General features: G+C 66.8%; 22 protein-coding genes. 9 read left to right on the top strand and 13 right to left on the bottom strand.

Annotation, left to right across the window (positions count from 1 at the left end):
* Positions 1-55 precede the first annotated feature (55 nt).
* The gene (locus H977_RS0107450) at positions 56-1,363 is read right to left on the bottom strand and encodes an AurF N-oxygenase family protein (RefSeq protein WP_029107271.1); all 1,308 of its coding nucleotides are present in this window, start codon (positions 1,361-1,363) and stop codon (positions 56-58) included.
* A 287-nt stretch (positions 1,364-1,650) separates the two neighbouring features.
* Here H977_RS0107450 and H977_RS0107445 point away from each other — a divergent pair, with 287 nt between their 5' ends.
* On the top strand, positions 1,651-3,021 hold the full coding sequence (locus tag H977_RS0107445; RefSeq protein ID WP_029107270.1) for an NAD(P)/FAD-dependent oxidoreductase: 1,371 nt from the start codon (positions 1,651-1,653) through the stop codon (positions 3,019-3,021).
* A gap of 10 nt (positions 3,022-3,031) precedes the next feature.
* Here H977_RS0107445 and manA read toward each other — a convergent pair whose 3' ends face one another.
* The 4 genes from manA to H977_RS0107425 all read right to left on the bottom strand — a co-directional run bounded on the left by manA (position 3,032) and on the right by H977_RS0107425 (position 7,253).
* On the bottom strand, positions 3,032-4,258 hold the full coding sequence (gene manA / locus H977_RS0107440; protein ID WP_029107269.1) for a mannose-6-phosphate isomerase, class I: 1,227 nt from the start codon (positions 4,256-4,258) through the stop codon (positions 3,032-3,034).
* Between the two features lie 3 nt (positions 4,259-4,261).
* Entirely contained in the window at positions 4,262-5,332 is a 1,071-nt protein-coding gene (locus H977_RS0107435; RefSeq protein WP_029107268.1) for a hypothetical protein, read from the bottom strand.
* Positions 5,329-6,717: a phosphomannomutase/phosphoglucomutase gene (locus H977_RS0107430; protein WP_029107267.1), complete on the bottom strand. Its 1,389-nt coding sequence runs from the start codon at positions 6,715-6,717 to the stop codon at positions 5,329-5,331. The genes H977_RS0107435 and H977_RS0107430 overlap by 4 nt, the downstream gene beginning before the upstream one ends.
* A 116-nt stretch (positions 6,718-6,833) precedes the next feature.
* Positions 6,834-7,253: a DUF3499 domain-containing protein gene (locus H977_RS0107425; RefSeq protein ID WP_029107266.1), complete on the bottom strand. Its 420-nt coding sequence runs from the start codon at positions 7,251-7,253 to the stop codon at positions 6,834-6,836.
* 131 nt (positions 7,254-7,384) lie between these two features.
* Here H977_RS0107425 and H977_RS0107420 point away from each other — a divergent pair, with 131 nt between their 5' ends.
* Positions 7,385-7,807: a metallopeptidase family protein gene (locus H977_RS0107420; protein WP_029107265.1), complete on the top strand. Its 423-nt coding sequence runs from the start codon at positions 7,385-7,387 to the stop codon at positions 7,805-7,807.
* 46 nt (positions 7,808-7,853) lie between these two features.
* On the opposite strand, the gene H977_RS0107415 is transcribed toward H977_RS0107420, so the two are convergent.
* Positions 7,854-8,126, bottom strand: a complete 273-nt coding sequence (locus H977_RS0107415; RefSeq protein ID WP_196808185.1) for a WhiB family transcriptional regulator — start codon at positions 8,124-8,126, stop codon at positions 7,854-7,856.
* Positions 8,127-8,552: 426 nt separating this feature from the next.
* Here H977_RS0107415 and cofD point away from each other — a divergent pair, with 426 nt between their 5' ends.
* From cofD to H977_RS0107400, 3 genes are read left to right on the top strand one after another with little or no spacing between them, the layout of a single operon-like run.
* Positions 8,553-9,536, top strand: coding sequence for a 2-phospho-L-lactate transferase (gene cofD / locus H977_RS0107410; RefSeq protein ID WP_029107263.1), 984 nt, complete (start codon positions 8,553-8,555; stop codon positions 9,534-9,536).
* Positions 9,533-10,888, top strand: a complete 1,356-nt coding sequence (locus H977_RS0107405) for a coenzyme F420-0:L-glutamate ligase (protein WP_029107262.1) — start codon at positions 9,533-9,535, stop codon at positions 10,886-10,888. Before cofD ends, H977_RS0107405 begins: the two co-directional genes overlap by 4 nt.
* Positions 10,885-11,433, top strand: a complete 549-nt coding sequence (locus tag H977_RS0107400) for an NUDIX hydrolase (protein ID WP_029107261.1) — start codon at positions 10,885-10,887, stop codon at positions 11,431-11,433. Before H977_RS0107405 ends, H977_RS0107400 begins: the two co-directional genes overlap by 4 nt.
* Here H977_RS0107400 and H977_RS0107395 read toward each other — a convergent pair.
* The 4 genes from H977_RS0107395 to rfbD all read right to left on the bottom strand — a co-directional run bounded on the left by H977_RS0107395 (position 11,430) and on the right by rfbD (position 14,853).
* Positions 11,430-11,786: a DUF732 domain-containing protein gene (locus H977_RS0107395; protein WP_036475285.1), complete on the bottom strand. Its 357-nt coding sequence runs from the start codon at positions 11,784-11,786 to the stop codon at positions 11,430-11,432. The genes H977_RS0107400 and H977_RS0107395 overlap by 4 nt on opposite strands.
* Before the next feature lie 214 nt (positions 11,787-12,000).
* Positions 12,001-13,080, bottom strand: a complete 1,080-nt coding sequence (gene manB, locus H977_RS0107390) for a mannose-1-phosphate guanylyltransferase (protein WP_029107259.1) — start codon at positions 13,078-13,080, stop codon at positions 12,001-12,003.
* A 1-nt stretch (position 13,081) separates the two neighbouring features.
* Entirely contained in the window at positions 13,082-13,972 is an 891-nt protein-coding gene (locus tag H977_RS0107385; RefSeq protein ID WP_029107258.1) for a glycosyltransferase family 2 protein, read from the bottom strand.
* Positions 13,969-14,853 (bottom strand): dTDP-4-dehydrorhamnose reductase, encoded by an 885-nt coding sequence (rfbD, locus tag H977_RS0107380; protein ID WP_029107257.1) that lies wholly within the window; start codon positions 14,851-14,853, stop codon positions 13,969-13,971. Before rfbD ends, H977_RS0107385 begins: the two co-directional genes overlap by 4 nt.
* Positions 14,854-14,919: 66 nt before the next feature.
* Between rfbD and H977_RS0107375 the strand changes: the two genes are divergently transcribed.
* From H977_RS0107375 to H977_RS0107365, 3 genes are all read left to right on the top strand, one after another.
* Positions 14,920-16,395, top strand: coding sequence for an LCP family protein (locus H977_RS0107375; protein WP_029107256.1), 1,476 nt, complete (start codon positions 14,920-14,922; stop codon positions 16,393-16,395).
* Between the two features lie 25 nt (positions 16,396-16,420).
* Positions 16,421-17,137, top strand: coding sequence for a TIGR03089 family protein (locus tag H977_RS0107370; protein WP_029107255.1), 717 nt, complete (start codon positions 16,421-16,423; stop codon positions 17,135-17,137).
* 90 nt (positions 17,138-17,227) lie between these two features.
* Positions 17,228-19,021: a thiamine pyrophosphate-requiring protein gene (locus H977_RS0107365; RefSeq protein WP_029107254.1), complete on the top strand. Its 1,794-nt coding sequence runs from the start codon at positions 17,228-17,230 to the stop codon at positions 19,019-19,021.
* Between the two features lie 16 nt (positions 19,022-19,037).
* Here the strand turns inward: H977_RS0107365 and H977_RS0107360 are convergent, their stop codons facing one another.
* Positions 19,038-20,207, bottom strand: coding sequence for an acyl-CoA dehydrogenase (locus tag H977_RS0107360; RefSeq protein ID WP_029107253.1), 1,170 nt, complete (start codon positions 20,205-20,207; stop codon positions 19,038-19,040).
* Between the two features lie 135 nt (positions 20,208-20,342).
* Here H977_RS0107360 and H977_RS0107355 point away from each other — a divergent pair, with 135 nt between their 5' ends.
* The gene (locus H977_RS0107355; RefSeq protein ID WP_029107252.1) at positions 20,343-20,999 is read left to right on the top strand and encodes a TetR/AcrR family transcriptional regulator; all 657 of its coding nucleotides are present in this window, start codon (positions 20,343-20,345) and stop codon (positions 20,997-20,999) included.
* Positions 21,000-21,015: 16 nt separating this feature from the next.
* On the opposite strand, the gene purE is transcribed toward H977_RS0107355, so the two are convergent.
* A complete protein-coding gene (gene purE / locus H977_RS0107350; protein WP_081681643.1) occupies positions 21,016-21,549 on the bottom strand; it encodes a 5-(carboxyamino)imidazole ribonucleotide mutase in 534 nt (177 codons plus the stop codon).
* Complete coding sequence (locus tag H977_RS0107345) at positions 21,539-22,699, bottom strand: 5-(carboxyamino)imidazole ribonucleotide synthase (RefSeq protein ID WP_029107250.1); 1,161 nt, start codon at positions 22,697-22,699, stop codon at positions 21,539-21,541. The genes purE and H977_RS0107345 overlap by 11 nt, the downstream gene beginning before the upstream one ends.
* Positions 22,700-22,705: the final 6 nt, after the last annotated feature.

Genomic DNA, 22,705 nt, shown 5'->3' with positions numbered 1-22,705 from the left:
CGTCGATTCGCCATGCGCCGCAACAGGATTCAGGCGACGTGATCGGTTCGGCGTGTCACATGGTGGGCATGAATTCGGCGAGCGCCAGGATCATGAACACCACCAGAGCGAGCCCGATCAGCCCTCCTGCGGGAATCATGGCGACGCACACGACAACCCACACGAACAGCCTCGGCCACTCGAACGGCTGGTTGCCCACCACATCGCCCCGGCGGTCCCGGTAGACGTGGTAGGCGGCCCACACGCCCGCCCCGGCAGCCGCGACCGCGATGATCCGCACACCGTCCGGCGTCGCCAGAAGGGCAACGCTCGCCATGATGGCCACGCCCGTGAGGCGTGCCGCCACCGCGATGGGAAGCCCGGCCACACGTGCCACCAAGGGGCTGCGATCCGGTTCACCGCGGTAGCGCGGTAGCCGGCCCTCGATACCCAACATTCGCCAGATCCAACGCGACCACGCCGTACGCAGGCCCAGATCCTCGGCCACCCGCCGAACATCGGCTGCCGACTCCGCCATCATCTGGCGTGACTGGGCGCTCCTCCAGAACGCGGATTTGAAGACCCGCCGTGGCACCCCGTACTGCCGCGCGAAAGTGCGCGGCGGGCCGATCATCTCGCCGATCAACCACCGGAGAAAGAACGGAAAGAGAATTGCGTACCAGGCGCGCTTCATTCGCCCGACGCTTTGCATTCGCTGGGCCAGAAGGTCGTCGGCAAACGAAATGTGACGGGCTTCCTCGGCCAGATGAATGTAGGTGATCTTGTTGAGAAGCGGCGGCACATGGGCTGCGCCACGGTGCTGCAGCGTCTGCTGGAAGTGCAGCGGCTGTTCACCGCACAACACCCCGATGAAGTGAATGATGTTGGCATAACCGCCGATAAACCCCAGGATCGGCCCGATGACCCGAGAGCCTCGCCGCATTCCGGGCACATCCTCGCCTGCGCGGTTCACGAACTCCTGGAACATGTGGATGTGATTGCACTCGTCGATCAGTTCGTGGAGCAGATATTGGAACACCGGCGAACGGTTCGGCAATTTGCCTGCGTAATGCACAACTCCGCGAACCAGCATCATCTCGAATTGCAGCGTGACCTTGAGGGTGTTCGCGGTGATCCAGCGGCCCATGTCGATGCGCCTCTGCAACGACTGCTCCGCGTACCAGTCCGTCGCCGCGAGCGGCGCGCTTTCCGGATCCAACTGCCACCGAGGATCGTCGTCTTTCAACGCGTTCTCGGGTGCGTCCCAATCGATGTCAACGTAGGGATCGAAGCGCCGACGGACCGTCGCACGAGAGAGGGCCTCCACCCTGTCGAAATAGAGGTCCCCCGGTGCAGTGTCATCCGCGTCGCTGACCGTTGTCATCGTCCCATCCGTTGACTGTGAGTTTCCTTGCAGAGAGTAGCAACCTGAGAGCCATATCACGCCTCCCGGCACGGGATTGTGCCATGACTTGTTGCAGGCCCGTTAGCAAGTACGTCAATTTGGCCCTATAGACGGCCCCCACCTGCGCCGGAATCGGTCTCGCGACCTGCCGACGCGTGGAAGCGCGAGGCCTCGACCGCCCTGGAGACGGTGCCCGAACTGTCGACAATTGACGTGCCTCTTTATTCTGACCCGACGACGATCCGCTCGAAGTACGGTGGCCACCAATGCGCAAGTCTCACGAACTGTCACAGAACCATGCCGTCGTTGTCGGGGGAAGTATCGCAGGCCTGTGCGCGGCCCGGGTCCTCACTGACCATTTCGACCGCGTCACCGTCTATGAACGTGACGAGCTGCCGGACCAGCCGGTCAATCGCAGTGCCATACCGCAGGGACAGCATGTGCATCTGCTGATGGCCCGTGGCGCCCAGGAGCTGGAAGCGCTGTTCCCCGGACTGCTCCACGACATGGCGGCCGCGGACGTGCCGGTGGTACGCAACCGGCACGAGTCGATCCACTTCGCCGCGGCCGATCACGTGCTGGCGACCGGACTGGATGACAAGTACACCGCCTACGTGCCCAGCCGGGGTCACCTCGAATGGCAGATCCGCAAGCGGGTCAGCGCGCTGCCCGGCGTCGAGATCGCGCGCCGAGTGGTCGCGCACCCGCAGTACGACGCGGCGGCCGAGCGGGTGACCGGCATCGTTCTCGACGACGGTGAGGTCACGCCGGCCGATCTGGTGATCGACGCGTCAGGACGCGGCAGCCGGCTCCCGGCGTGGTTACAGCAGTGGGGATTCGAACGCCCGCATGAGGATTCGGTGCAGGTGGGCGTCACCTACGCGTCGCACCGCGTCAAGATTCCGGACGGGATGATCCCTCAGAAGATGGTCATCGTCGGCGCCACTCGAGACCGCCCGCTGGGTATGGGCATGCTGTTCCACGAGGACGGTATATGGATGGTGACGACGTTCGGCGTCGCCAAGGCGGAACCACCGCGTGACTTCGCGGGCATCTGCGCGCTGGCCGACGATCTGGTGCCGGCCGAGATCAGTATCGCGCTACGCGCCGGCACGCCCGTCGGCGACATGAACTTTCACCGCTACCCGACAAGCAAGTGGCGGCGCTACGAAGGAATGTCCAGATTTCCCGACGGTATCTTGCCGTTCGGTGACGCCATCGCAAGCCTCAATCCCACGTTCGGACAAGGCGTGACGGTATCGGCACTGCAGGCCGGCAATCTGCGCGACGTGCTGGCCGGTGGAACTGAAAATCTCATGCAGCGGTTGGCATTCCGCAACGCCAAGACGATTTGGCCGGTGTGGCTGATGAACGCCGCAGCCGACCACACCGAGCACGGGGCGCAGGGCGACCGTCCGTGGTGGTACCGGCCGGCGTACGAACTGTTCAAGCAGTTCGTCGCCGCGGCCGAAACCGATCCCGTTCTGGCCGAATGGTTTTTGAGCAGAACCAGCTTGCTCGACAGCCTTTATCTGGTGCCGACACCCCGCCTGATCGGCCGTGCGGTCCGCAACAATGTCCGGCAATGGCTGGCCGGGCGCAGGGACGGCGAGGTCGACATCCTCACCACAGCGTGACCGGTACTCGTCAGATGCCGATGGTCACCCGGAAAAGTTTCGCGGGCTCGGCGGCAGTCAACCGGATAGGGCCGTCCTCGGCCGCCACCCACGCTGCCGCGCCGCGCTGCATGGTCAGTTTGTCGTCGTCGGCGTAGATCACCGCGGCGCCCTCCGTGCACAAGAGCAACTGCGGCCCGTGGTGGTGGGAGTGCACGTCGATCTCGTCACCGATGCGGTCGGCATCGACAGACAACACCGACACCGCGAACTCGTGCGCCGGCGTCTGATAAATGGTCTCCGCACCGTCAGTGACGGTTTCGGGGCGCAGCCGCTCTTCCGGGGTCGGGGTGAAATCCAGCACCCGTAGGAGCTCCGGGACATCGACGTGCTTCGGGGTCAGGCCACCGCGCAATACGTTGTCGGAGTTGGCCATCACCTCGACACCGACCCCGTGCAGGTATGCGTGCAGGTTTCCGGCCGGAAGGTAGATGCCTTCGCCGGCCTGCAGACTGATGCGGTTGAGCAGCAGGGACGCCAACACGCCGGCATCACCGGGATAACGCTCACCGAGTTCCAGCACGGTCTTCACCTCGGCCGCGAATTTCTTTTCACCGGAACGGATGTAGTGGACCGCCCCGTCGAGAACGGCAGGCACGAGCACGTCGAGATCGGGCTGGGGCGCGGTGATCCAGGTGGTGAACAGGGCTCGCAACCCGTCGGCATCGGATTGATCCGACAGCAGGTTGATGAACGGGTCAAGATCCGAAACGGCCAAGGCCCGCATCAACTCGACCGTGCGGTCCACCGTGCGGAATCCGGCCAGCGCATCGAATTGCCCCAGCGCAACCAGCAATTCGGGTTTGTGGCTGCGGTCGCGGTAATTGCGAATGGGCGAATTCACCGGGATGTCGAGCCGGTCCTCGCGGTCGAAGCCCTCCCGGGCCTGAGCGGCGCTGGGGTGCGCCTGCAACGACAACGGTTCGTCGGCGGCAAGGACCTTGACGAGGAAAGGCAGTGCGTCGCCGAACCTGCCGATCGCCACACTGCCCAGCTGCCCCTCCGGGTCGTCGTGAACGGCCTGCAACAGAGACTCTTCACCGTGTTCGGTCTGCAACCACGCCGGATCACCCGGATGTGCACCGAGCCACAGTTCGGCCTCAGGATGGATTGTCGGACTGGGCCTTCCGGTGAATTCAGCGATTGCCGTACGCGAACCCCAGGCATAGGTCCGCACCGCTCCCCGTAGCAGATGCACTTCTTATCCTCGAACCAGTTTCATGTATACGGCCGCCATCTCCACACGGACAGCCAGAATCGCCAGTTGTTGTTCCGGGCGCCCGGCCGCCAGGGTCGGCCCGGCGGGTTCCGGTACATCTTCTGCCCCGATCACCGCGATGTCGTCGAATCCGTTCACCCGGGCGGTCACCGCTTGGCGTTCGGTATCGGTGATCAACACGAATGTGCGCATGCGGCGCGGTAGCGGCCCGTCGATCTCTTCGTCGTGGAACAGCGATCCGGCCGCGGGCGGCCCCACTGCCCCGCTGGACACCGCGGCAAGCACATCGCCCAGTCCGGCGGCGGCCACCGCTTCTCCGGCCAGACGCAGCAGCGCCGCGGCCCCGTGCCGGGCCAGTGCCAGCGTGGCCGGATTGTCGCCGGCCAGCACCACGGCACTACCCGACATCCGCTCGGCCAACGTCTTGGCCGGGTTGGTGAACAGTTCTCGTCCCGCGCTGTTACGCAACGCCTCGGCGTCCAGTTGGTCTGCCAGCGCAGCCAGATCCACGCGCATGCCGGGATCCAGCACATGCAACGCAGCCAGGCCGGCGGCCAGGTACCGGGTCAGCCCGAAGTCGTCGGGCACCCACAGCCGTGGCGCCAGCACCACCGCGCGCCCGGCGGCGATGTCACGCAACGGACCTTCGTGGGGTGCCACGATCAGCACCCTGGCACCGCGGCGCACACCGGTGGCCGCCGCGTTCACCAGCGCCGGATCACCGGCATCGTCCCCGGCCACGATCAACACGTCGAGTGCGCCGAGCCACGGCGGGGCCTCGGCGGCCACCACGAGCGGCGCCGAGATGGATGCCCCGAGCGCGGCGACGAGCATGGCGCCGGCATTCTCGGCGGTGCCGCGGCCGGCGACCCAAATCACCGTGCGCGGTGGGCGATCGGCACGCAGTGTGTCGAGCAGACCCTCGGCCAGCGCCGCGGCGGTGGCCCGAACCTGGGCGCCCGCCATGGCCGCGGCCCGCAGCAGACCGTTGCGATCGGCGGCGAGAAGTCCGTCACCGTCGTCGAGGTCGACCGTGGCGTCCACGGCGTTCACGGCACCGGCTCGCTCACCCCACGGATCTGTGCCGAAACTCTGTCGACGAGTGCGGCGACGTCCTCGGCGGTACGCGCTTCCACGTTCAGCCGCAACAGCGGCTCGGTGTTGGACGTACGTAGGTTGAACCAACTGCCGTCACCGAGATCGACGGTGACACCGTCGAGGTGATCGATGGACTGGATCGAGCTGGCGAAGGATTTGAGCACGGCGTCGACGCACGCCGGGGCATCGTCGACGGTGAAGTTGATCTCGCCGGACGCCTCGTAACGCTGGTAGTCCGCCATGAAATCCGATAGCGGACGGTCCTGCTCACCAAGTGCGGCCAACACGTGCAGCGCGGCGAGCATGCCGGAATCGGCGCCCCAGAAGTCGCGGAAGTAGTAGTGCGCCGAGTGTTCCCCGCCGAAGATGGCCCCGGTCTCGGCCATCAGCCCCTTGATGTAGGAGTGCCCGACGCGGGACCGCACGGGGGTGCCGCCGCGTTCGACGACCAATTCGGGAACGGCGCGGGAGGTGATGAGGTTGTGGATCACCGTGGCGCCGATCTCGCGTTTGAGCTCGCGGGCGGCCACCAGTGCGGTCACCGCCGAGGGCGACACCGGACGGCCGAGTTCGTCGACGACGAAGCAGCGGTCGGCGTCCCCGTCGAACGCCAGACCGATGTCCGCGCCGGTGGCCAGCACGTGGGCCTGCAGGTCGACGAGGTTGGCCGGATTCAGCGGATTGGCCTCGTGATTGGGGAACGTGCCGTCGAGTTCGAAGAACAGGGGCAACACGGTGGCGCCCGGGATCGGCCCGAGCACCGCGGGCGTGGTGTGACCGGCCATGCCATTGCCCGCATCGACGGCGATGCGCAGCGGACGCAACTCGCTGAGATCGACGAGTGACCGGAGGAAGCTGCCGTAGTCGGACAGCACATCGCGGTCGGATACCGAACCGGCGCGCCCGTCGAACACCGGCACCCCGGCGATCACCTCGTCGGAGATGATCGAGAGGCCGGTGTCCTTGCCGACCGGTTTGGCCCCGGCGCGGCACAGTTTGATCCCGTTGTAGGCGGCGGGGTTGTGGCTCGCGGTGAACATCGCCCCTGGGCAGTCCAACAGGCCCGACGCGAAATACAGCTGATCGGTGGAGGCGAGTCCGATTCGCACCACATCGAGGCCCTGTGCGGTGACACCTTCGGCGAAGGCGGAGGACAGCGTCGGGGAACTGGCCCGCATGTCGTAGCCGATCACCACTTGTACGGCGCCCTCGGCGCGGACCAGACGAGCGAATGCACCGCCGACCTCAGACACGAACGCCTCGTCGATCTGACTGCCGACCAGCCCCCGGACGTCATAGGCCTTGATGACATCGTGAACAGCCGCCGCTGGCCTAGACATATAGCTCCTCGTGAAACGGAATCGTTGGCGCCAGCCTAACCGTCGGGCGGCGTCGACACGCTCACTACTCTTGGGCCGGTCGTCGTCCGGTCAGGGCGAATCGGGGCTAGTCCGCGCTAGTTGTCGGGGTCCGGCAACACCCGCAGGTGCCCGCGACGCCGGCCGTTGGTCTCGGCCGGACGCGCCGTCGGTGCCATGACCGCGCTGGTGCTCACGCCGGTGGACGGATCGGAGAATCCGGCCACCACCCCGCCACGTGGGACGGCACCGGACTGGCCCTCGCGGACCGCGTCGGCCAGCGCCACCAGATCGTCCTCATCGGGGTGGGTCGGCAGCGGACCGGCATGGCGAACCAACTCCCAGCCTCGCGGCGCCGTGATACGGCCGGCATGGCCGACACACAAATCCCAGGAATGGGGCTCGGACACCGTGGCCAGTGGTCCGACTACCGCTGTGGAGTCGGAGTAGACAAAAGTCAGCGTCGCCACGGCATAGTGCGGGCACCCGGGCCGGCAGCAGCGACGGGGAGCATTCACGCTCCAGAGATTACTTTGGACGATCGCTGTGCGTGGCCGGACACGCGCAGCCGTCGGGCCCCCGATCCCGAACCGTTACGATCATCGCCGTGGCCCAGCGCAACCAATGGCGATCGCGTCGCGGTCGCGATATGCGCGGTCCGCTGCTTCCGCGCTCGGTTCCGGGCTGGCGCAGCCGGGCCGAGCGGTTCGACATGGCAGTACTGGAGGCCTACGAGCCGATCGAGCGGCGGTGGGCGTCGCGGCTGGGAGAACTGGACGTCGCGGTCGACGAGATTCCGCGGATGTCTCCGAAAGATCCGGACAGTGTGCAATGGCCGCCCGAGGTCATCGCCGACGGGCCGATCGCACTGGCGCGGCTGATACCTGCTGGGGTCGACGTCAGAGGAAATTCGACCCGGGCTCGAATTGTCTTGTTCCGCAAGCCCATCGAGCGCCGGGTCAAAGGATCCGATGAGCTAGCCGACTTGCTGCATGAAATCCTGGTGGCACAGGTGGCCACCTATCTGGGAGTTGAACCGTCAGTCATCGATCCGACGATCGACGACGACTGACGTCGAGCGCCGCACCGTGTGAAGAAGCGCTCTACCGAGAAGAGCGTCAGATGATGCCGCGTTTGAGCCGGCGACGCTCCCGCTCGGACAGCCCTCCCCAAATACCGAAGCGTTCATCGTGTGCGAGCGCGTAATCCAGGCACGCATCCTTCACTTCGCATCCCTGGCAGATGCGCTTGGCCTCGCGGGTAGACCCGCCCTTCTCCGGGAAGAACGCCTCCGGGTCGGTCTGTGCGCACAGCGCACGTTCCTGCCATTGGTCGTCTTCGCTTTCCGGATCAACATCACTGAGTTCGGGAACCGAACTCACAGGAACCAGACTCAGTTGGGGACGTCCGGTCTCCCCCAGCGGTGTCGGTGCCGTACTGATGTGCGGTGCGTTGTCTACCGAGCCGAGTAGCCGGTTGTCGAACCGGACCACACGATCGAAATCGCCGCTCTCATAAGACATTATCCCCCGCCTCCTCACTCGGTCTCGTAGATCCTAAGTGGAGCCCCACTATTGCGATGTGCGGTCACCCCATTCGAACAAATGATCGAATCTCGGTCTGCGACACCGGAATCAGTCACCAACCGGGAAATGACACATCTGTGATTACACACGTGTTAGCTGCCGGGGTCAAGCGCCAGGACGCGAATTCATACCATCTCGTAATGTCAAATCGGCGCGTCGCGACATCGGCGTGTCCTGCCCGTGACGACGTCGTTTCCATCCGCGCGCCCTCAGCGCTTAGGGTCGGACGTTGTGAAGATCACCGTTCTGGTCGGCGGCGTCGGAGGCGCCCGGTTTTTGCTGGGGGTACAGCATCTACTGGGTCTCGGCCAGTTCGCCGAGAGCGACAGCAAGCACGAACTCACAGCGATCGTGAACGTCGGTGACGATGCGTGGATGCACGGCGTACGGATCTGTCCGGACCTCGACACCTGCATGTACACCCTGGGCGGCGGTATCGATCCCGAGCGCGGCTGGGGTCACCGGGACGAAACCTGGCACGCCAAGGAAGAGCTTGCCGCGTACGGCGTGCAACCCGACTGGTTCGGCCTGGGTGACCGGGACCTGGCCACCCATCTGGTCCGCACCCAGATGCTGCGCGCCGGCTATCCGCTGTCGCAGGTCACCGAGGCACTGGGTAAGCGCTGGTCACCCGGCGCGCGGCTGTTGCCGGTCACCGACGACCGCAGCGAGACCCACGTGGTCATCACCGACCCCGAAGACGGCGAGAAACGGGCCATCCACTTCCAGGAGTGGTGGGTGCGCTACCGCGCGCAGGTGCCCTCACACAGCTTTGCGTTCGTCGGTGCGGAACAGGCAACGGCCGCACCGGGCGTCACCGAGGCGATCGCCGATGCGGACGTGGTGTTGCTGGCACCGTCGAATCCCGTCGTGAGCATCGGACCGATCCTGCAGATCCCCGGCATCCGCGGCGCGCTACGTTCGACCAAGGCGCCCGTGATCGGCTACTCCCCCATCATCGACGGAAAGCCGTTGCGCGGCATGGCAGATCAGTGCCTCTCCATCATCGGCGTCGAGTCCACCTCAGAGGCCGTGGGTCAACACTTCGGCGCCCGGTCGGACACCGGCATCCTGGACGGATGGCTGGTACACGAGGGCGATCACGCCGAGATCGAGGGTGTGCGGGTGCGCGCGGTACCGCTGCTGATGACAGACCCGGCGACCACCGCCGAGATGGTGCGGGCAGGCCTGGACGTGGCAGGCATCGCGCTGTGACCGCGGAAGCGAACACCGAGCACGGATCTGCCGGCAAAGTAGAGATTCTGCCGGTGCCCGGACTTCCCGAGTTCCGTCCGGGTGATGATCTGGCCGCAGCCCTCGCCGACGCGGCGCCGTGGCTGCGGGACGGGGACGTGCTGGTGATCACCAGCAAGATCGTGTCCAAGTGCGAGGGCCGCATCGTCACCGCGCCTTCGGATCCGGAGGAGCGGGACACCCTGCGGCGTAAGCTCATCGACGCCGAGGCGGTCCGCGTGCTGGCACGCAAGGGCCGGACTCTGATCACCGAGAACGCCATCGGACTGGTCCAGGCCGCCGCCGGAGTCGACGGCTCCAACGTCGACTCGAACGAATTGGCCCTGCTGCCCGTGGATCCCGACGGCAGCGCGCAGGCGCTGCGCGACGGCCTGCGTGAGCGACTCGGCGTCACCGTGGCCGTCGTGATCACCGACACCATGGGTCGCGCCTGGCGCAACGGCCAGGCCGATTTCGCCATCGGCGCCGCCGGGCTCACCGTGCTGCACGGTTACGCGGGTGCGCGCGACCGGCACGGTAACGAACTGCTGGTCACCGAGGTGGCTGTGGCCGATGAGATCGCTGCCGCAGCCGATTTGGTGAAGGGCAAGCTCACCGCGATTCCGGTCGCGGTGGTACGCGGTCTCGAACCGGCCGACGACGGATCGAACGCGCGAACGCTGTTGCGCGCCGGCGAGGACGATCTGTTCTGGCTCGGCACGGCCGAGGCAATCCAGATGGGGCGCAGCCAAGCCCAGCTGCTGCGTCGCTCGGTGCGCAGGTTCTCCGATGAACCGGTCGATCACGCACTCATCGAAGCCGCCGTCGGCGAGGCGCTCACGGCGCCCGCACCACATCACACCCGCCCGGTGCGCTTCGTCTGGGTGCAGGACAGTGCCACCCGCACGCGGCTGTTGGACCAGATGAAGGACAAGTGGCGTGCCGATCTCACCGGGGACGGGCGCGATCCGGAGTCCGTCGAACGGCGCCTGAACCGTGGCCAGATCCTTTACGATGCTCCGGAACTGGTGATTCCCTTCATGGTTCCCGACGGCGCCCACAGCTATCCCGACCCGGCTCGGACCCAGGCCGAGCACACCATGTTCACCGTCGCCGTGGGCGCGGCGGTCCAAGCCCTGCTGGTGGCGCTGGCGGTGCGCGAGGTCGGCAGTTGCTGGATCGGCTCGACGATCTTCGCCGGCGATCTGGTGCGCACCGAGCTCGGTCTGCCGGCCGACTGGGAGCCATTGGGCGCCATCGCGATCGGCCACCCCGCCGATCCGCAGCCTCCTCGCGAACCCGTCACCACCGACGGCCTGCTGGTCGTGAAGTGAGCGCCGAGAGTCTTCATGCCTCGGCCGTCGAGGTGCTGACGCATTGGCAGACAAGCGATCCGGGTCAGGACACGTTGCGGCATGCGGTGTTGTCGTTCCTGGCCGCCCGTCCCGATGCCTGCCTGCGGGCATGCGTGCCCGGCCACATCACCGCCTCGGCCCTCGTCGTCGACCACACCGGAACCCGGACGTTGCTCACGCTGCATCCCCGCTTCGGACGCTGGCTGCAACTGGGCGGGCATTGTGAGGAAACGGATTCCGACATCCGCGCCGCCGCACTGCGCGAGGCCACCGAGGAGTCCGGCATCGCCGGACTGACCATCGATCCCGATCTGGCCGCGCTGCACGTGCATCCGGTGACATGCTCACTGGGTGTGCCGACGCGTCACCTCGATATGCAGTTCGTGGTGCGGGCCCCGGCGAGCGCCGAAATCGCCTGCAGCGACGAATCTTTGGATCTGCGCTGGTGGCCACTCGATACACTGCCGGAGGGCACCGACTTCGGGCTGACCCAATTGGCCGCCACCGTACCGCGAAGCGTCTAACCGGGGGCCTGAGTGCAGTAAGCCCGACGGGCCGCGCGCAACGCAACCGAGGCCTGATCCGGTGTGGCCGCGTACTGGCCTGCCATCTGGTCGATCACCGCCTGTGCGGGTGTGCCGGTGTAGAGCAGCCGGCACATCTCACGGCCCACCAGCAGCAACTGGTCGTCATCGCCGGGAAATACGCCGCGCGTGGCTTTGAGATAGTTGGTGTCCTGCGCGGTCAACGGAATCGGCCAAGCCGCCGCCTGCGGTGCGGTGGCACCCAAAACCGCTCCGACCACCAATACCGCCCCGATCGGCGCCGCCGCTTTACGCCGGACCGCGCCTCGCACCATATGCCACCCCATGAGCATGACCCCTCCCCCTCGTCCATCGAATCGTAGGCGCTACAGAGGTCCGGCAAACCCGCTTTTTCGTCAGACGGCGACCCGACGTCAGATTGAGTAGTGCACTACTCAGGCTGCATCCGCTAGGGACATTCAGCTCAGGCGCCGAATACTCGCCCTCCGAGTCGGACCTGCACCGTTAGCACTCACCGACTCGCCAGAAGCGTGATTCCGGCGCGGCTCACACGTCGGTCGAGTACCGGATACCGCCGTCGGGGATGTTGACCCCCGGCCACACCCTGGCACCGCGCAACAGTTCGCAGCGCGCACCGATATCGGCCCCATCGCCGATCACGCCGTCGCGGATCAGCGCCCGCGGACCGATCCTGGCACCGAAGCCGATGATCGAACGTTCAATGACCGCACCGGCTTCCACGCGAACGCCGTCGAAGATCACCGCGCCGTCGAGCCGTGCGCCCGCACCGATCTCGGCTCCGCGGCCCACCACGGTGCCGCCGATCAGCAAGGCGCCGGGAGCGACGGCCGCTCCCTCGTGCACCAGCGATTCGCCGCGCTGGCCGTTGAGTGCCGGTGACGGTGCGATACCCCGGACCAGGTCGGCGGATCCACGCACGAAATCGTCCGGCGTGCCCATGTCCCGCCAGTACGAGGCGTCGACATATCCGCACATCTTGAGTCCGCGGGAGAGCACCTCGGGGAAGACCTCGCGCTCGACCGACAGGGCCCGGCCGCGCGGGATCTCGTCGATCACCTTGCGGTTGAACACATAGCAGCCGGCATTGATCTGATCGGTCGGTGGATCCTGCGTCTTCTCCAGGAACGCGGTCACGAACCCGTCGGCATCGGTGGGCACGCAGCCGAACGCGCGCGGATCGCTCACCCGAACCAGATGCAGTGTGACGTCGGCCTGATGGGTGTCATGCGACTCCAGCACCGCGCCGAGGTCGGCGGCCGACAACACGTCACCGTTGAACACCATGACCGTGTCGTAGCGCAGCTTGTCTGCCACGTTGGCGATGGCGCCACCGGTGCCGAGTGCCTCGGTCTCGGTGACGTATTCGATCTCGAGCCCGAGGTCGGAGCCGTTGCCGAACGCTTCGGAGAACACCTCGGCCTTGTACGAGGTCCCCATCACCACATGCTTGATACCGGCCTCGGCGATCCGCGCCAGCAGGTGGGTGAGGAACGGCACGCCGGCCGTCGGCAGCATCGGCTTGGGCGCCGAGAGGGTCAGCGGCCTGAGCCGGGTGCCTCGTCCACCGACGAGGACGACAGCGTCCACCTCCGCGGGATTGATCACGTCAGTGCCCTTTCGCCTGTTTACGTCGAGAACTACCGACCACCAGGCCCGCACGTGCTGCCAGCGCGCCCCGAATCGTCCACCGTAACGGCGCCTGCCAGGGCGCCGGGTATCGATCAGCCAGAAAAGTGTAGGTACTGCGGTGATGGGCGGCCAAGTTGCGTGCCGGGTCACGGCCGGTGGAGTGGCCCTTGTGGTGCAGCACCTCCGCCGAGGGCACGTAGACGTTCTGCCAGCCGGCCCGGACGATCCGGTCACCGAGGTCGACGTCTTCCATATACATGAAGTAGCGCTCGTCGAACCCGCCGACGGCGTCGAAGGCGGCCCGGCGCATCAGCAGGCATGCCCCGGACAGCCAGCCGACCTCGCGCTCGCTGGGCTCCTGGCGGTCCTGGCGGTAGGCCGCGGTCCACGGATTCGACTTCCAGAACGGGCCGACGACGGCGTGCATCCCGCCGCGGATGAGACTCGGCTGGTGGCGCGCCGACGGATACACCGATCCGTCCGGATCGTGGACCAGCGGTCCGAATGCCCCGGCTTGAGGCCACCGCTGCGCGGCGTCGAGCAGCATGTCGATCGAATGGGGTCCCCACTGCACGTCGGGGTTGGCGATGATGAAAAATTCCGCGCAGTCACCGTCGGATATCCGGGCCGCGCCGCGGTTGACCGCGGTGCCGTAACCCAGATTGCCGCCGGTACGCAGCAGCTGGACGTTCGGATAGCGTTTTTCGGCCTGTTCGGGCGCGCCGTCGGTCGAGCCGTTGTCCGCCATGATGACCTTCACCGGCCGATCGGTGGCCAACGAGAGTGAGGCCAGGAAACGGTCAAGGTGCGGACCCGGCGAGTACGTCACCGTCACCACAACGAGCGGGCGGGCCGCATCCTCAGTCACGGCGTAGAGGGTAACGGGCCGGACGACGTGCCTTTTCCAACCGCGGCGACGAGGGCCTCCCGCCAGTCCCGCAGCGGGGTGAGACCAGCCTCGGCGGACCGCCGCGCCGAAAGCACGGTGTAGGCCGGGCGCGGCGCGGGTCGCGGATGGCGGTCGCTGCCGACGGGGCGGACGCGCTCTGGATCGGCGCCGACGGCGGCGAAGGTCTCGCGCGCCAGGTCGAAGCGGCTGGCCGGTCCGTCGTTGACTACATGGAGCACGCCGGGCCGCACGCCACCGTCGGCGATCTGCAGCAGGGCCGCCACCAGGTCACCGGTATAGGTCGGCGATCCGATCTGATCGGCCACCACATCGACGGGGCCGTCTCCGGCGGCCAGCCGGCGCATGGTCGCCACGAAGTCGGCTCCGTCGCCGCCCTGGTACACCCATGCGGTGCGCACGATGTACGCGTCGGGCTTGGCGGCCAGCACGGCCTGTTCGCCCGCCAATTTGGACTCGCCGTAGACATTGACCGGTCCGGTCTCGTCGTCGACCTCGTACGGGGTACGACGCTCCGCGGCCGCGCCGAAGACGTAGTCGGTGGAGATGTGCACCAGGCCGGCGCCGGCCTCGGCACACACCGCAGCGAGGTTGCCAGGACCGGCCGCGTTGACGGCATACGCCCTCTCCTGGTCGGTTTCGGCGGCGTCGACCTGCGTGTATGCGGCACAGTTGACCACCACATCCCCGGACTCCACGAATTGCCGGACCGCGCCGGCGTTGGTGATATCACATTCGGCAGAGGTCAGGGGAAGCACCACACGGCCCTCACCACGGCCCTGATCAGCCAATACTCGGCCGACCATGCCGCCGGCCCCAGTGATCACAATCCGTTGCGCCATGCGCCGAGTCTGGCACGCCGGTCCGCGTTACCCGGCTCACGTCCGGGCCGCAAGTAGCCTGAGCACGTGCCCATACCCCTCCTTCGCTCCCTCGCTGTCGCCACGGCGTCGGCCGTGGTGCTCGGAACAGGGGTGGCCTGGACCCAGATCCGCTCGTTCGAATCCGGCATCAACCACATCAGCTCGGCTGCGCTCGGCGGCGGCGGCGAGGACGGGGCCATCGACATCCTGCTGGTCGGCATGGACAGTCGCACCGACGCCCACGGCAACCCGCTGTCGCCCGAGGAGCTGGAGACGCTGCGTGCGGGTGACGACGTCTCGACCAATACCGACACCATCATCCTGGTGCGTATCCCCAACAACGGGAAGTCGGCCACGGCCATCTCGATCCCCCGCGACTCGTACGTCGAAGCGCCCGGCTGGGGAAAGATGAAGATCAACGGCGTGTTCGGGGACGTCAAGCTCGACCGGATGAAGCAACTCGTCGAGGTCGAGGGTGAGGATCCGGCCGTCGCCGAGCCCAAGGCCACCGAGGCCGCCCGCGAGGAATTGATCCAGACTGTCGCCGGACTGACCGGCGTCACGGTCGACCACTACGCCGAAATCGGATTGCTCGGTTTCGCGTTGATCACCGACGCGCTGGGCGGCGTCAACGTGTGTCTCAAAGATGCCGTCTACGAACCCCTTTCGGGTGCCGATTTTCCGGCGGGCTGGCAGAAGCTCAACGGTCCACAGGCACTCAGCTTTGTGCGCCAACGTCATGACCTGCCCCGGGGCGATCTCGACCGGGTGACCAGGCAGCAGTCCGTGATGGCGTCGCTGGCCCATGAGGTGATCTCGAGCAAGACCCTGTCCAGCCCGGGAACCCTGGGGCGGCTCCAGAACGCCGTGCAGCGCTCGGTGGTGATCTCCGACGGCTGGGACATCATGGATTTCGTCGACCAGCTGCAGAAGCTGGCCGCCGGCAGTGTGGCCTTCGCGACCATCCCGATCCTGCGGGAGGACGGCTGGAGTGACGACGGCATGCAGAGCGTGGTCCGGGTGGATCCCGACGACGTCCACCAATGGGTGGCGGGCCTGCTGCAGGATCAGGACCAGGGCAAGACCGAACAGCTCAGCTATTCGCCGGACAACACGACCGTCGAGGTGGTCAACGGCACCGACATCAACGGCCTGGCTGCCGCCGTGTCACAGGTGTTGAGCAACAAGGGATTCGTGCCCGGCGCCACCGGCAATCACGAAGGCGCCCCGCCGGCGTCCAGCCAGGTGCTGGCCGCCAAGTCCGACGATCTCGGCGCGCAGGCCGTGTCGAAGGATCTCGGCGGATTGCCGGTGAACGAGGATTCGTCGCTGCCGCCCGGCGCGGTGCGGGTGGTGCTGGCCGCGGACTACACCGGTCCGGGGTCGGACGGAACCGATCCGTCTGCGGTGGATCCCGCCGCCGTCGGCGACACCTCCGGCGATACCGGGGAATCGAGTCCGCCACCGCCGCCGTCACCGATACTCACCGCCGGTGCCGACGATCCCAAGTGTGTGAACTGATCGCCCTCGAGTAAAACCAGAGGTTATGAGCACACTCAGCGCCACAGTGCTGGATCCGTTGTTGTCAGCGGATCCGGCCGGGCCACGGATCACCTATTACGACGACGCCACCGGTGAGCGGATCGAGTTGTCGACGGTGACCATGGCGAACTGGGCCGCCAAGACCGCCAACCTGTTGCGCGACGAGATGGGGGCCGGCCCGGGTACGCGGGTGGCGGTGCTGCTGCCCGCGCACTGGCAGACCGCCGCGGTGTTGTTCGGGATCTGGTGGATCGGCGCGGAGGTGTCGTTGAACGGTGGTTCGGACCATCCGGCCGACGTGGCGCTGTGTACCCGGGACCGGCTCGACGAGGCCGACGATGCGGTATCGGGCGGCGAGGTCGCCGTGCTGTCGCTCGACCCGTTCGGCAAAGCCGCAGCGGATCTTCCCATCGGGGTCACCGACTACGCCACCGCGGTTCGGGTGCACGGGGATCAGATCGTGCCAGAACGTATTCCCGGGCCGGCCCTGGCCGGACGTACGGTCGCCGAGGTACTGGAGGCCGCCCGAAGTGCCGCGGCGGCACAGGGTTTCACCGATCGCGACCGCGTGTTGTCCACGGCGTCCTGGGACACCCCCGACGAGCTGATCGAGAACCTGGTCGCGGTGTTCGCCGTCGGGGCGTCGCTCGTGCAGGTCGCCAATCCCGATCCGGACGCCCAGGAGCGACGTCGCGTGACGGAGAAGGTCACCCGCGGCTGACGTTCCTCCTACTCAGACATCTGCATACCGCCAGCGCATTCGGGTACCCGGACCACAACAATCCGTTCGAATGCCGAGGAGGGAACGGCCGTGTCCGAGTTGAGTGTCGCCGACTACCTGTTGAAGCGCCTACGCGAGTGGGATGTGCGGGACGTGTTCGCGTATCCCGGTGACGGGATCAACGCCATCCTGGCCGCGTGGGGCCGCGCCGACGATCAACCCCGCTTCATCCAGGCCCGCCATGAGGAGATGTGCGCGTTCGAGGCCGTCGGTTACGCCAAGTTCAGCGGCAAGGTCGGCGTCTGCATGGCCACCTCGGGCCCGGGCGCCATTCACCTGCTCAACGGGCTGTACGACGCCAAACTCGATCACGTTCCGGTGGTCGCCATCGTGGGGCAGACCAATCGCAGCGCGATGGGCGGCTCATATCAGCAGGAAGTCGATCTGGCCAGCCTGTACAAGGGTGTCGCCAGTGCCTATGTGCAGACCGTGAATGTGGCCGAGCAGCTGCCCAACGTGCTCGACCGGGCCATCCGCACCGCGCTGGCCGAGCGCGCACCGACGGCGTTGATCATTCCCGCCGACGTCCAGGAACTGCCGTACACCGCACCCACCCATGAGTTCAAGATGGTTCCGTCGAGCCTCGGCGTCGATTGGCCCGGTATCGCCCCCGACGACGCGGCCATCGCCCGCGCCGCCGAAGTCCTCAACTCCGGTGACAAGGTGGCCATGCTGGTCGGGAGCGGCGCCCGCGACGCGCGCGACGAGGTCATCGAGGTGGCAGACCTTCTCGGCGCGGGCGCGGCGAAGGCTCTGCTGGGCAAGGATGCGCTGTCCGACGAGCTGCCCTGGGTGACCGGATCGATCGGGCTGCTGGGTACCCGGCCCAGCTACGAGATGATGCGTGACTGCGACACCGTCCTCACCGTCGGCTCCAGTTTCCCCTACTCCCAGTTCATGCCGGAGTTCGGTCAGGCCCGCGGCGTGCAGATCGACATCGACCCGAAGATGATCGGCATGCGCTACCCGTACGAGGTCAACCTGGTCTCGGACGCGAAAACCGCACTGCGCGCGCTCATTCCGCAGCTGCAACGCAAGGCGGACCGGTCCTGGCGCGAGACGATCGAGAAGAACGTGGCACGCTGGTGGGAGACCATGGCGCTACAGGCAGGGGTGAGCGCTGATCCGGTCAACCCGCTGCGATTGTTCTCCGAGTTGTCCGAGCAGCTGCCCGACAACGCGATCGTCACCGCCGATTCCGGATCGGCGGCCAATTGGTATGCCCGCCAACTGCGGTTCCGCGGAGATATGCGCGGCTCACTGTCCGGCAACCTGGCCACCATGGGTCCCGGGGTGCCCTATGCGATCGGCGCGAAGTTCGCCCATCCGGACCGCCCGGCGATCGCTTTCGCCGGTGACGGCGCCATGCAGATGAACGGGATGGCCGAGCTCATCACCATCAAGCGCTATCACCACCAGTGGTCGGATCCCCGGCTGATCGTCGCCGTGCTCCACAACAACGATCTCAACCAGGTGACCTGGGAGATGCGGGCCATGGGCGGAGCACCGAAATTCGCCGAGTCCCAAGAGCTTCCAGACGTCGACTATGCCGCGTTCGCCGCGGGACTCGGCTTGAATGCGATGACCGTGAAGAGTCCCGACGAGCTCGGCGACGCGTGGCGTACGGCGTTGTCAGCCGACCGGCCAACGGTTTTGGACGTCTTCACCGATCCGAACATGCCACCGATCCCGCCGCACGCCACGTGGGAGCAGTTCAAATTGACCACCACCGCCGTACTGGAAGGTGACGAGAACAGTTGGGGTTTCATCAAGGAGGGCATCAAGGCCAAGGTGCAGGAGTTCGTGCCGCGCCGGGCCGATTGAGCCGAGGGTGCGTGGCCTACTTCAACAGGGCGCGGCTCATGACCACGCGCTGAATCTGGTTGGTGCCCTCGTAGATCTGGGTGATCTTGGCGTCCCGCATCATCCGCTCGACCGGGAAGTCCACCGTGTAACCGGCGCCGCCGAACAACTGCACCGCATCGGTGGTGACCTCCATGGCCACATCCGAGGCCAGGCACTTGCTGGCCGCCGAGATGAATCCGAGGTTGCCCTCGCCACGCTCGGCCCGCGCTGCGGCTGAGTACACCATCAACCGTGCGGCTTCCACCTTCATCGCCATGTCGGCGAGCATGAACTGCACGCCCTGGTTGTCACTGATCGGACGGCCGAACTGCTTGCGGTCCTTGGTGTAGGCGATCGCGGCGTCCAACGCACCCTGAGCGATACCGACGGCTTGGGCGCCGATCGTCGGACGGGTGTGATCCAGCGTCGCCAACGCGGTCTTGAATCCGGTACCGGGGTCGCCGATGATCCGGTCCCCCGGAACGCGGCAGTTCTCGAAATACAGCTCGGTGGTCGGGCTGCCCTTGATGCCGAGCTTGCGCTCCTTGGGGCCGACAACGAAGCCCTCATCGTCCTTGTGGACCATGAACGCCGAAATACCGTTGGCACCCTTGTCGGGGTCGGTCACCGCCATGACGGTGTACCAGGTCGACTTGCCGCCGTTGGTGATCCAGCACTTGGTGCCGTTGAGGATCCAACCGTCGCCATCGGCCTTCGCACGGGTCCGCATACCCGCGGCGTCGCTGCCCGCCTCACGCTCGGACAGCGCATAGGAGGCCATCGCATCACCGGAGGCGAGCGACGGCAGCACCTGCTTCTTCAACTCGTCCGACCCGCGCAGGATCAGGCCCATGGTGCCCAGCTTGTTGACCGCGGGGATCAGCGACGCCGAGCAATCGACCCGGGCCACTTCCTCGATCACGATGCAGGCCGCGACCGAATCGGCACCCTGGCCGCCGTACTCCTCGGGCACGTGAATGGCGTTGAAACCCGAGGTGGTGAGGGCCTGGAGAGCTTCCTCCGGGAAGCGCGCGTTCTCGTCGACGTCGGCGGCATACGGCGCAATTTCCTTCTCCGCCAACGCCCGAATCGCCGCCCGGAGCTCCTGGTGCTCCTCCGGCAGCTGAAACAGATCGAATGAGGGGTTACCGGCCCAGCCAGCCATGATCTTCTCCCTAGCTCTCAGCTCGTGGCTCTCTTGGATCAATCGTTGCGCGGACTGCACATCGAGTGCATCGCCCTGCTACTTTTGGTACTCAGTACCATACCATCGGCACTCAGTCCCAGGAAAGGTGCGCTCATGCCCGATCTGCCGAGCACTCGGGAGCGCCTGGTCAGCGCGGCGTTCGACCTGTTCGAAGAACGTGGGTACGAGGCCACCAGCGTCGACGACATCGCCACGCGGGCACAGGTGGGACGCACCACCGCGTTTCGTCAGTTCGGGTCGAAAGAGGCGATGATCTTCCCCGATCACGAGGCGTTGCTGCGCCGCGCCGACGAGAGGTTGGCGGCGGTGCCCGCCGAAGCCCTCCCCGCCGAGGTCATCGCGGTGGCGACGACCTCGGTATTCGAGAACTATCTCGCCGAGGGCGACCGTGCGCGGACGCGGTATCGGCTCACCCGCTCGGTGCCGGCCCTGCGCGACTTCGAAACCGCCGTGGTGTCACGGTATGTCCGACTGTTCACCAAACACCTGCGGGCCGCGCAGACCGGCGATTGGACGGCGGGCCTGCGCGCCGAACTGTTCGCCAACGCCGTGGTCGCCGCACACAACCATGTTCTGCGCCGATGGCTGCGCGGCGACGTGATCAACCCACGGTCAGACCTGGCCGAGGCGCTGGCCGCGACCTGGCCGATCTACCGGGGCGGTAGTGCCCGCACCGCAGTGGTGGTGATGTCGACCGATGAGCCGATCGAATCGCTGACGTCGCGCATTCGCGGGCTCATCGGCGACTGACTCAGCCCTCGTCTCGTCAAGCCTCGCCCAACAGGCGATCGCGCAAGGCGGCGTCCTTCGCCAGGACCATGTTCTCCAGGTCGGCCTGGAAGTTCACCATCCGGGCCCGCAGCTCGGCGTCGGCCGAGCCCAGAATTCGCACGGCCAGCAGGCCCGCATTGCGCGCTCCCCCGATGGACACCGTGGCCACCGGCACACCGGCGGGCATCTGGACGATCGACAGCAGCGAGTCCATGCCGTCCAGCCGGGCCAGTGGCACCGGCACCCCGATGACCGGCAGCGGTGTCGCAGACGCCACCATCCCGGGCAGGTGCGCGGCCCCCCCAGCCCCGGCGATGATCACCTCGACGCCCCGGTCCGCGGCCGTCTTGGCGTAGTCGAGCATGCGCTGCGGGGTGCGGTGCGCGGAGACCACACCGACCTCGAACGGCACCTCGAACTCGGCGAGCGCCTCGGCAGCGTCGGACATCACCGACCAGTCGCTGTCGCTGCCCATGATGAGCCCGACCCTGGGACCCGAACCCGAGCCCGTCGCTTCACTAGTCGCCATGTTCATCCCATCCGTCGGTCCACTCGCCGTGCGACAACCAGTGCGCCGCCCGCACCGCACGCTCTCGGAGTTCGTCCATGTCCGCACCGATGATGTTGACGTGCCCGAGTTTTCGTCCCGGCCGCTCACCCTTGCCGTACAGGTGAACCTTCGCATCGGGGATCCGCGCGAAGAGGTGGTGCAGCCGCTCGTCCATCGACATCGCCGGCGTCTGCGGCGCCCCGAGCACGTTGGCCATCACAGCAGCGGGCGCGATCGCCGAGGTGTCACCGAGCGGGTAGTCCAGGACCGCACGCAGATGCTGCTCGAACTGGCTGGTGACCGCGCCGTCCATGGTCCAGTGCCCGGAGTTGTGCGGACGCATGGCCAGTTCGTTGACCAAGAGTCCGCCGTCGGCCGTCTCGAACAGCTCGACCGCCAGCACCCCGACCACGCCGAGCTCGTTCGCCAGCCGCAGACCGAGTTGCTGTGCGGCCGAACCCAATTCGGCGGACAGTCCTGGCGCGGGGGCATACACCTCGACGCAGATTCCGTCGCGTTGCACGGTTTCGACCACGGGCCAGGCCGCGCCCTGTCCGAACGGCGAGCGGGCCACCAGCGCGGCGAGCTCCCGGCGCATCGCGACGCGTTCCTCGGCCAGCACCGCGACCCCGTCGGCCAGGTAACCGGCCACGGTCTCGCGCGCGGACGCCAGATCGTCGGCCATCACCACGCCTTTGCCGTCGTAGCCGCCGCGCACCGTCTTGATCACCACCGGACCGTCGATCTGCTGCACGAACGCCTCGACGTCGGAGACCGAGGTGATCTCGGCGAAGCGCGGCACGGGGGCACCCAGGCTCTGCAGCTTGCGGCGCATGAGCAGTTTGTCCTGGGCGTGCACCAGTGCCTGCGGCGGCGGGCTGACCGTCACCCCTTCGGCCACGAGCTTCTCGAGGTGCTCGGTGGGCACGTGTTCGTGGTCGAACGTCAACGCGGACGCGCCGGCCGCCGCCCGGCGCAGCGCGTCGAGGTCGGTGTGGGAGCCGATGACGACGTCGGGGGTGACCTGCGCGGCGGATTCGTCCGGCCCGGCAGCCAGCACCCGCAAGGTCTGTCCGAGTGCGATGGCCGCCTGGTGAGTCATCCTGGCGAGCTGGCCGCCGCCGATCATGGCCAC

Source organism: Mycobacterium sp. URHD0025 (genome assembly GCF_000426065.1).
Taxonomy (GTDB): Bacteria; Actinomycetota; Actinomycetes; order Mycobacteriales; family Mycobacteriaceae; genus Mycobacterium.
This window is presented reverse-complemented; position numbering and strand designations above follow the sequence as displayed.

Coding starts and splice junctions, on each gene's coding strand:
- H977_RS0107445 (WP_029107270.1), top strand. CDS start 1,651: ATGCGCAAGTCTCACGAACTGTCACAGAACCATGCCGTCGTTGTCGGG.
- H977_RS0107420 (WP_029107265.1), top strand. CDS start 7,385: ATGCGCGGTCCGCTGCTTCCGCGCTCGGTTCCGGGCTGGCGCAGCCGG.
- H977_RS0107355 (WP_029107252.1), top strand. CDS start 20,343: ATGCCCGATCTGCCGAGCACTCGGGAGCGCCTGGTCAGCGCGGCGTTC.
- H977_RS0107345 (WP_029107250.1), bottom strand. CDS start 22,699: ATGATCGGCGGCGGCCAGCTCGCCAGGATGACTCACCAGGCGGCCATC.
- H977_RS0107360 (WP_029107253.1), bottom strand. CDS start 20,207: ATGGCTGGCTGGGCCGGTAACCCCTCATTCGATCTGTTTCAGCTGCCG.
- H977_RS0107450 (WP_029107271.1), bottom strand. CDS start 1,363: ATGACAACGGTCAGCGACGCGGATGACACTGCACCGGGGGACCTCTAT.
- rfbD (WP_029107257.1), bottom strand. CDS start 14,853: ATGGCGCAACGGATTGTGATCACTGGGGCCGGCGGCATGGTCGGCCGA.
- H977_RS0107370 (WP_029107255.1), top strand. CDS start 16,421: ATGAGCACACTCAGCGCCACAGTGCTGGATCCGTTGTTGTCAGCGGAT.
- purE (WP_081681643.1), bottom strand. CDS start 21,549: ATGGCGACTAGTGAAGCGACGGGCTCGGGTTCGGGTCCCAGGGTCGGG.
- H977_RS0107395 (WP_036475285.1), bottom strand. CDS start 11,786: ATGCTCATGGGGTGGCATATGGTGCGAGGCGCGGTCCGGCGTAAAGCG.
- H977_RS0107430 (WP_029107267.1), bottom strand. CDS start 6,717: ATGTCTAGGCCAGCGGCGGCTGTTCACGATGTCATCAAGGCCTATGAC.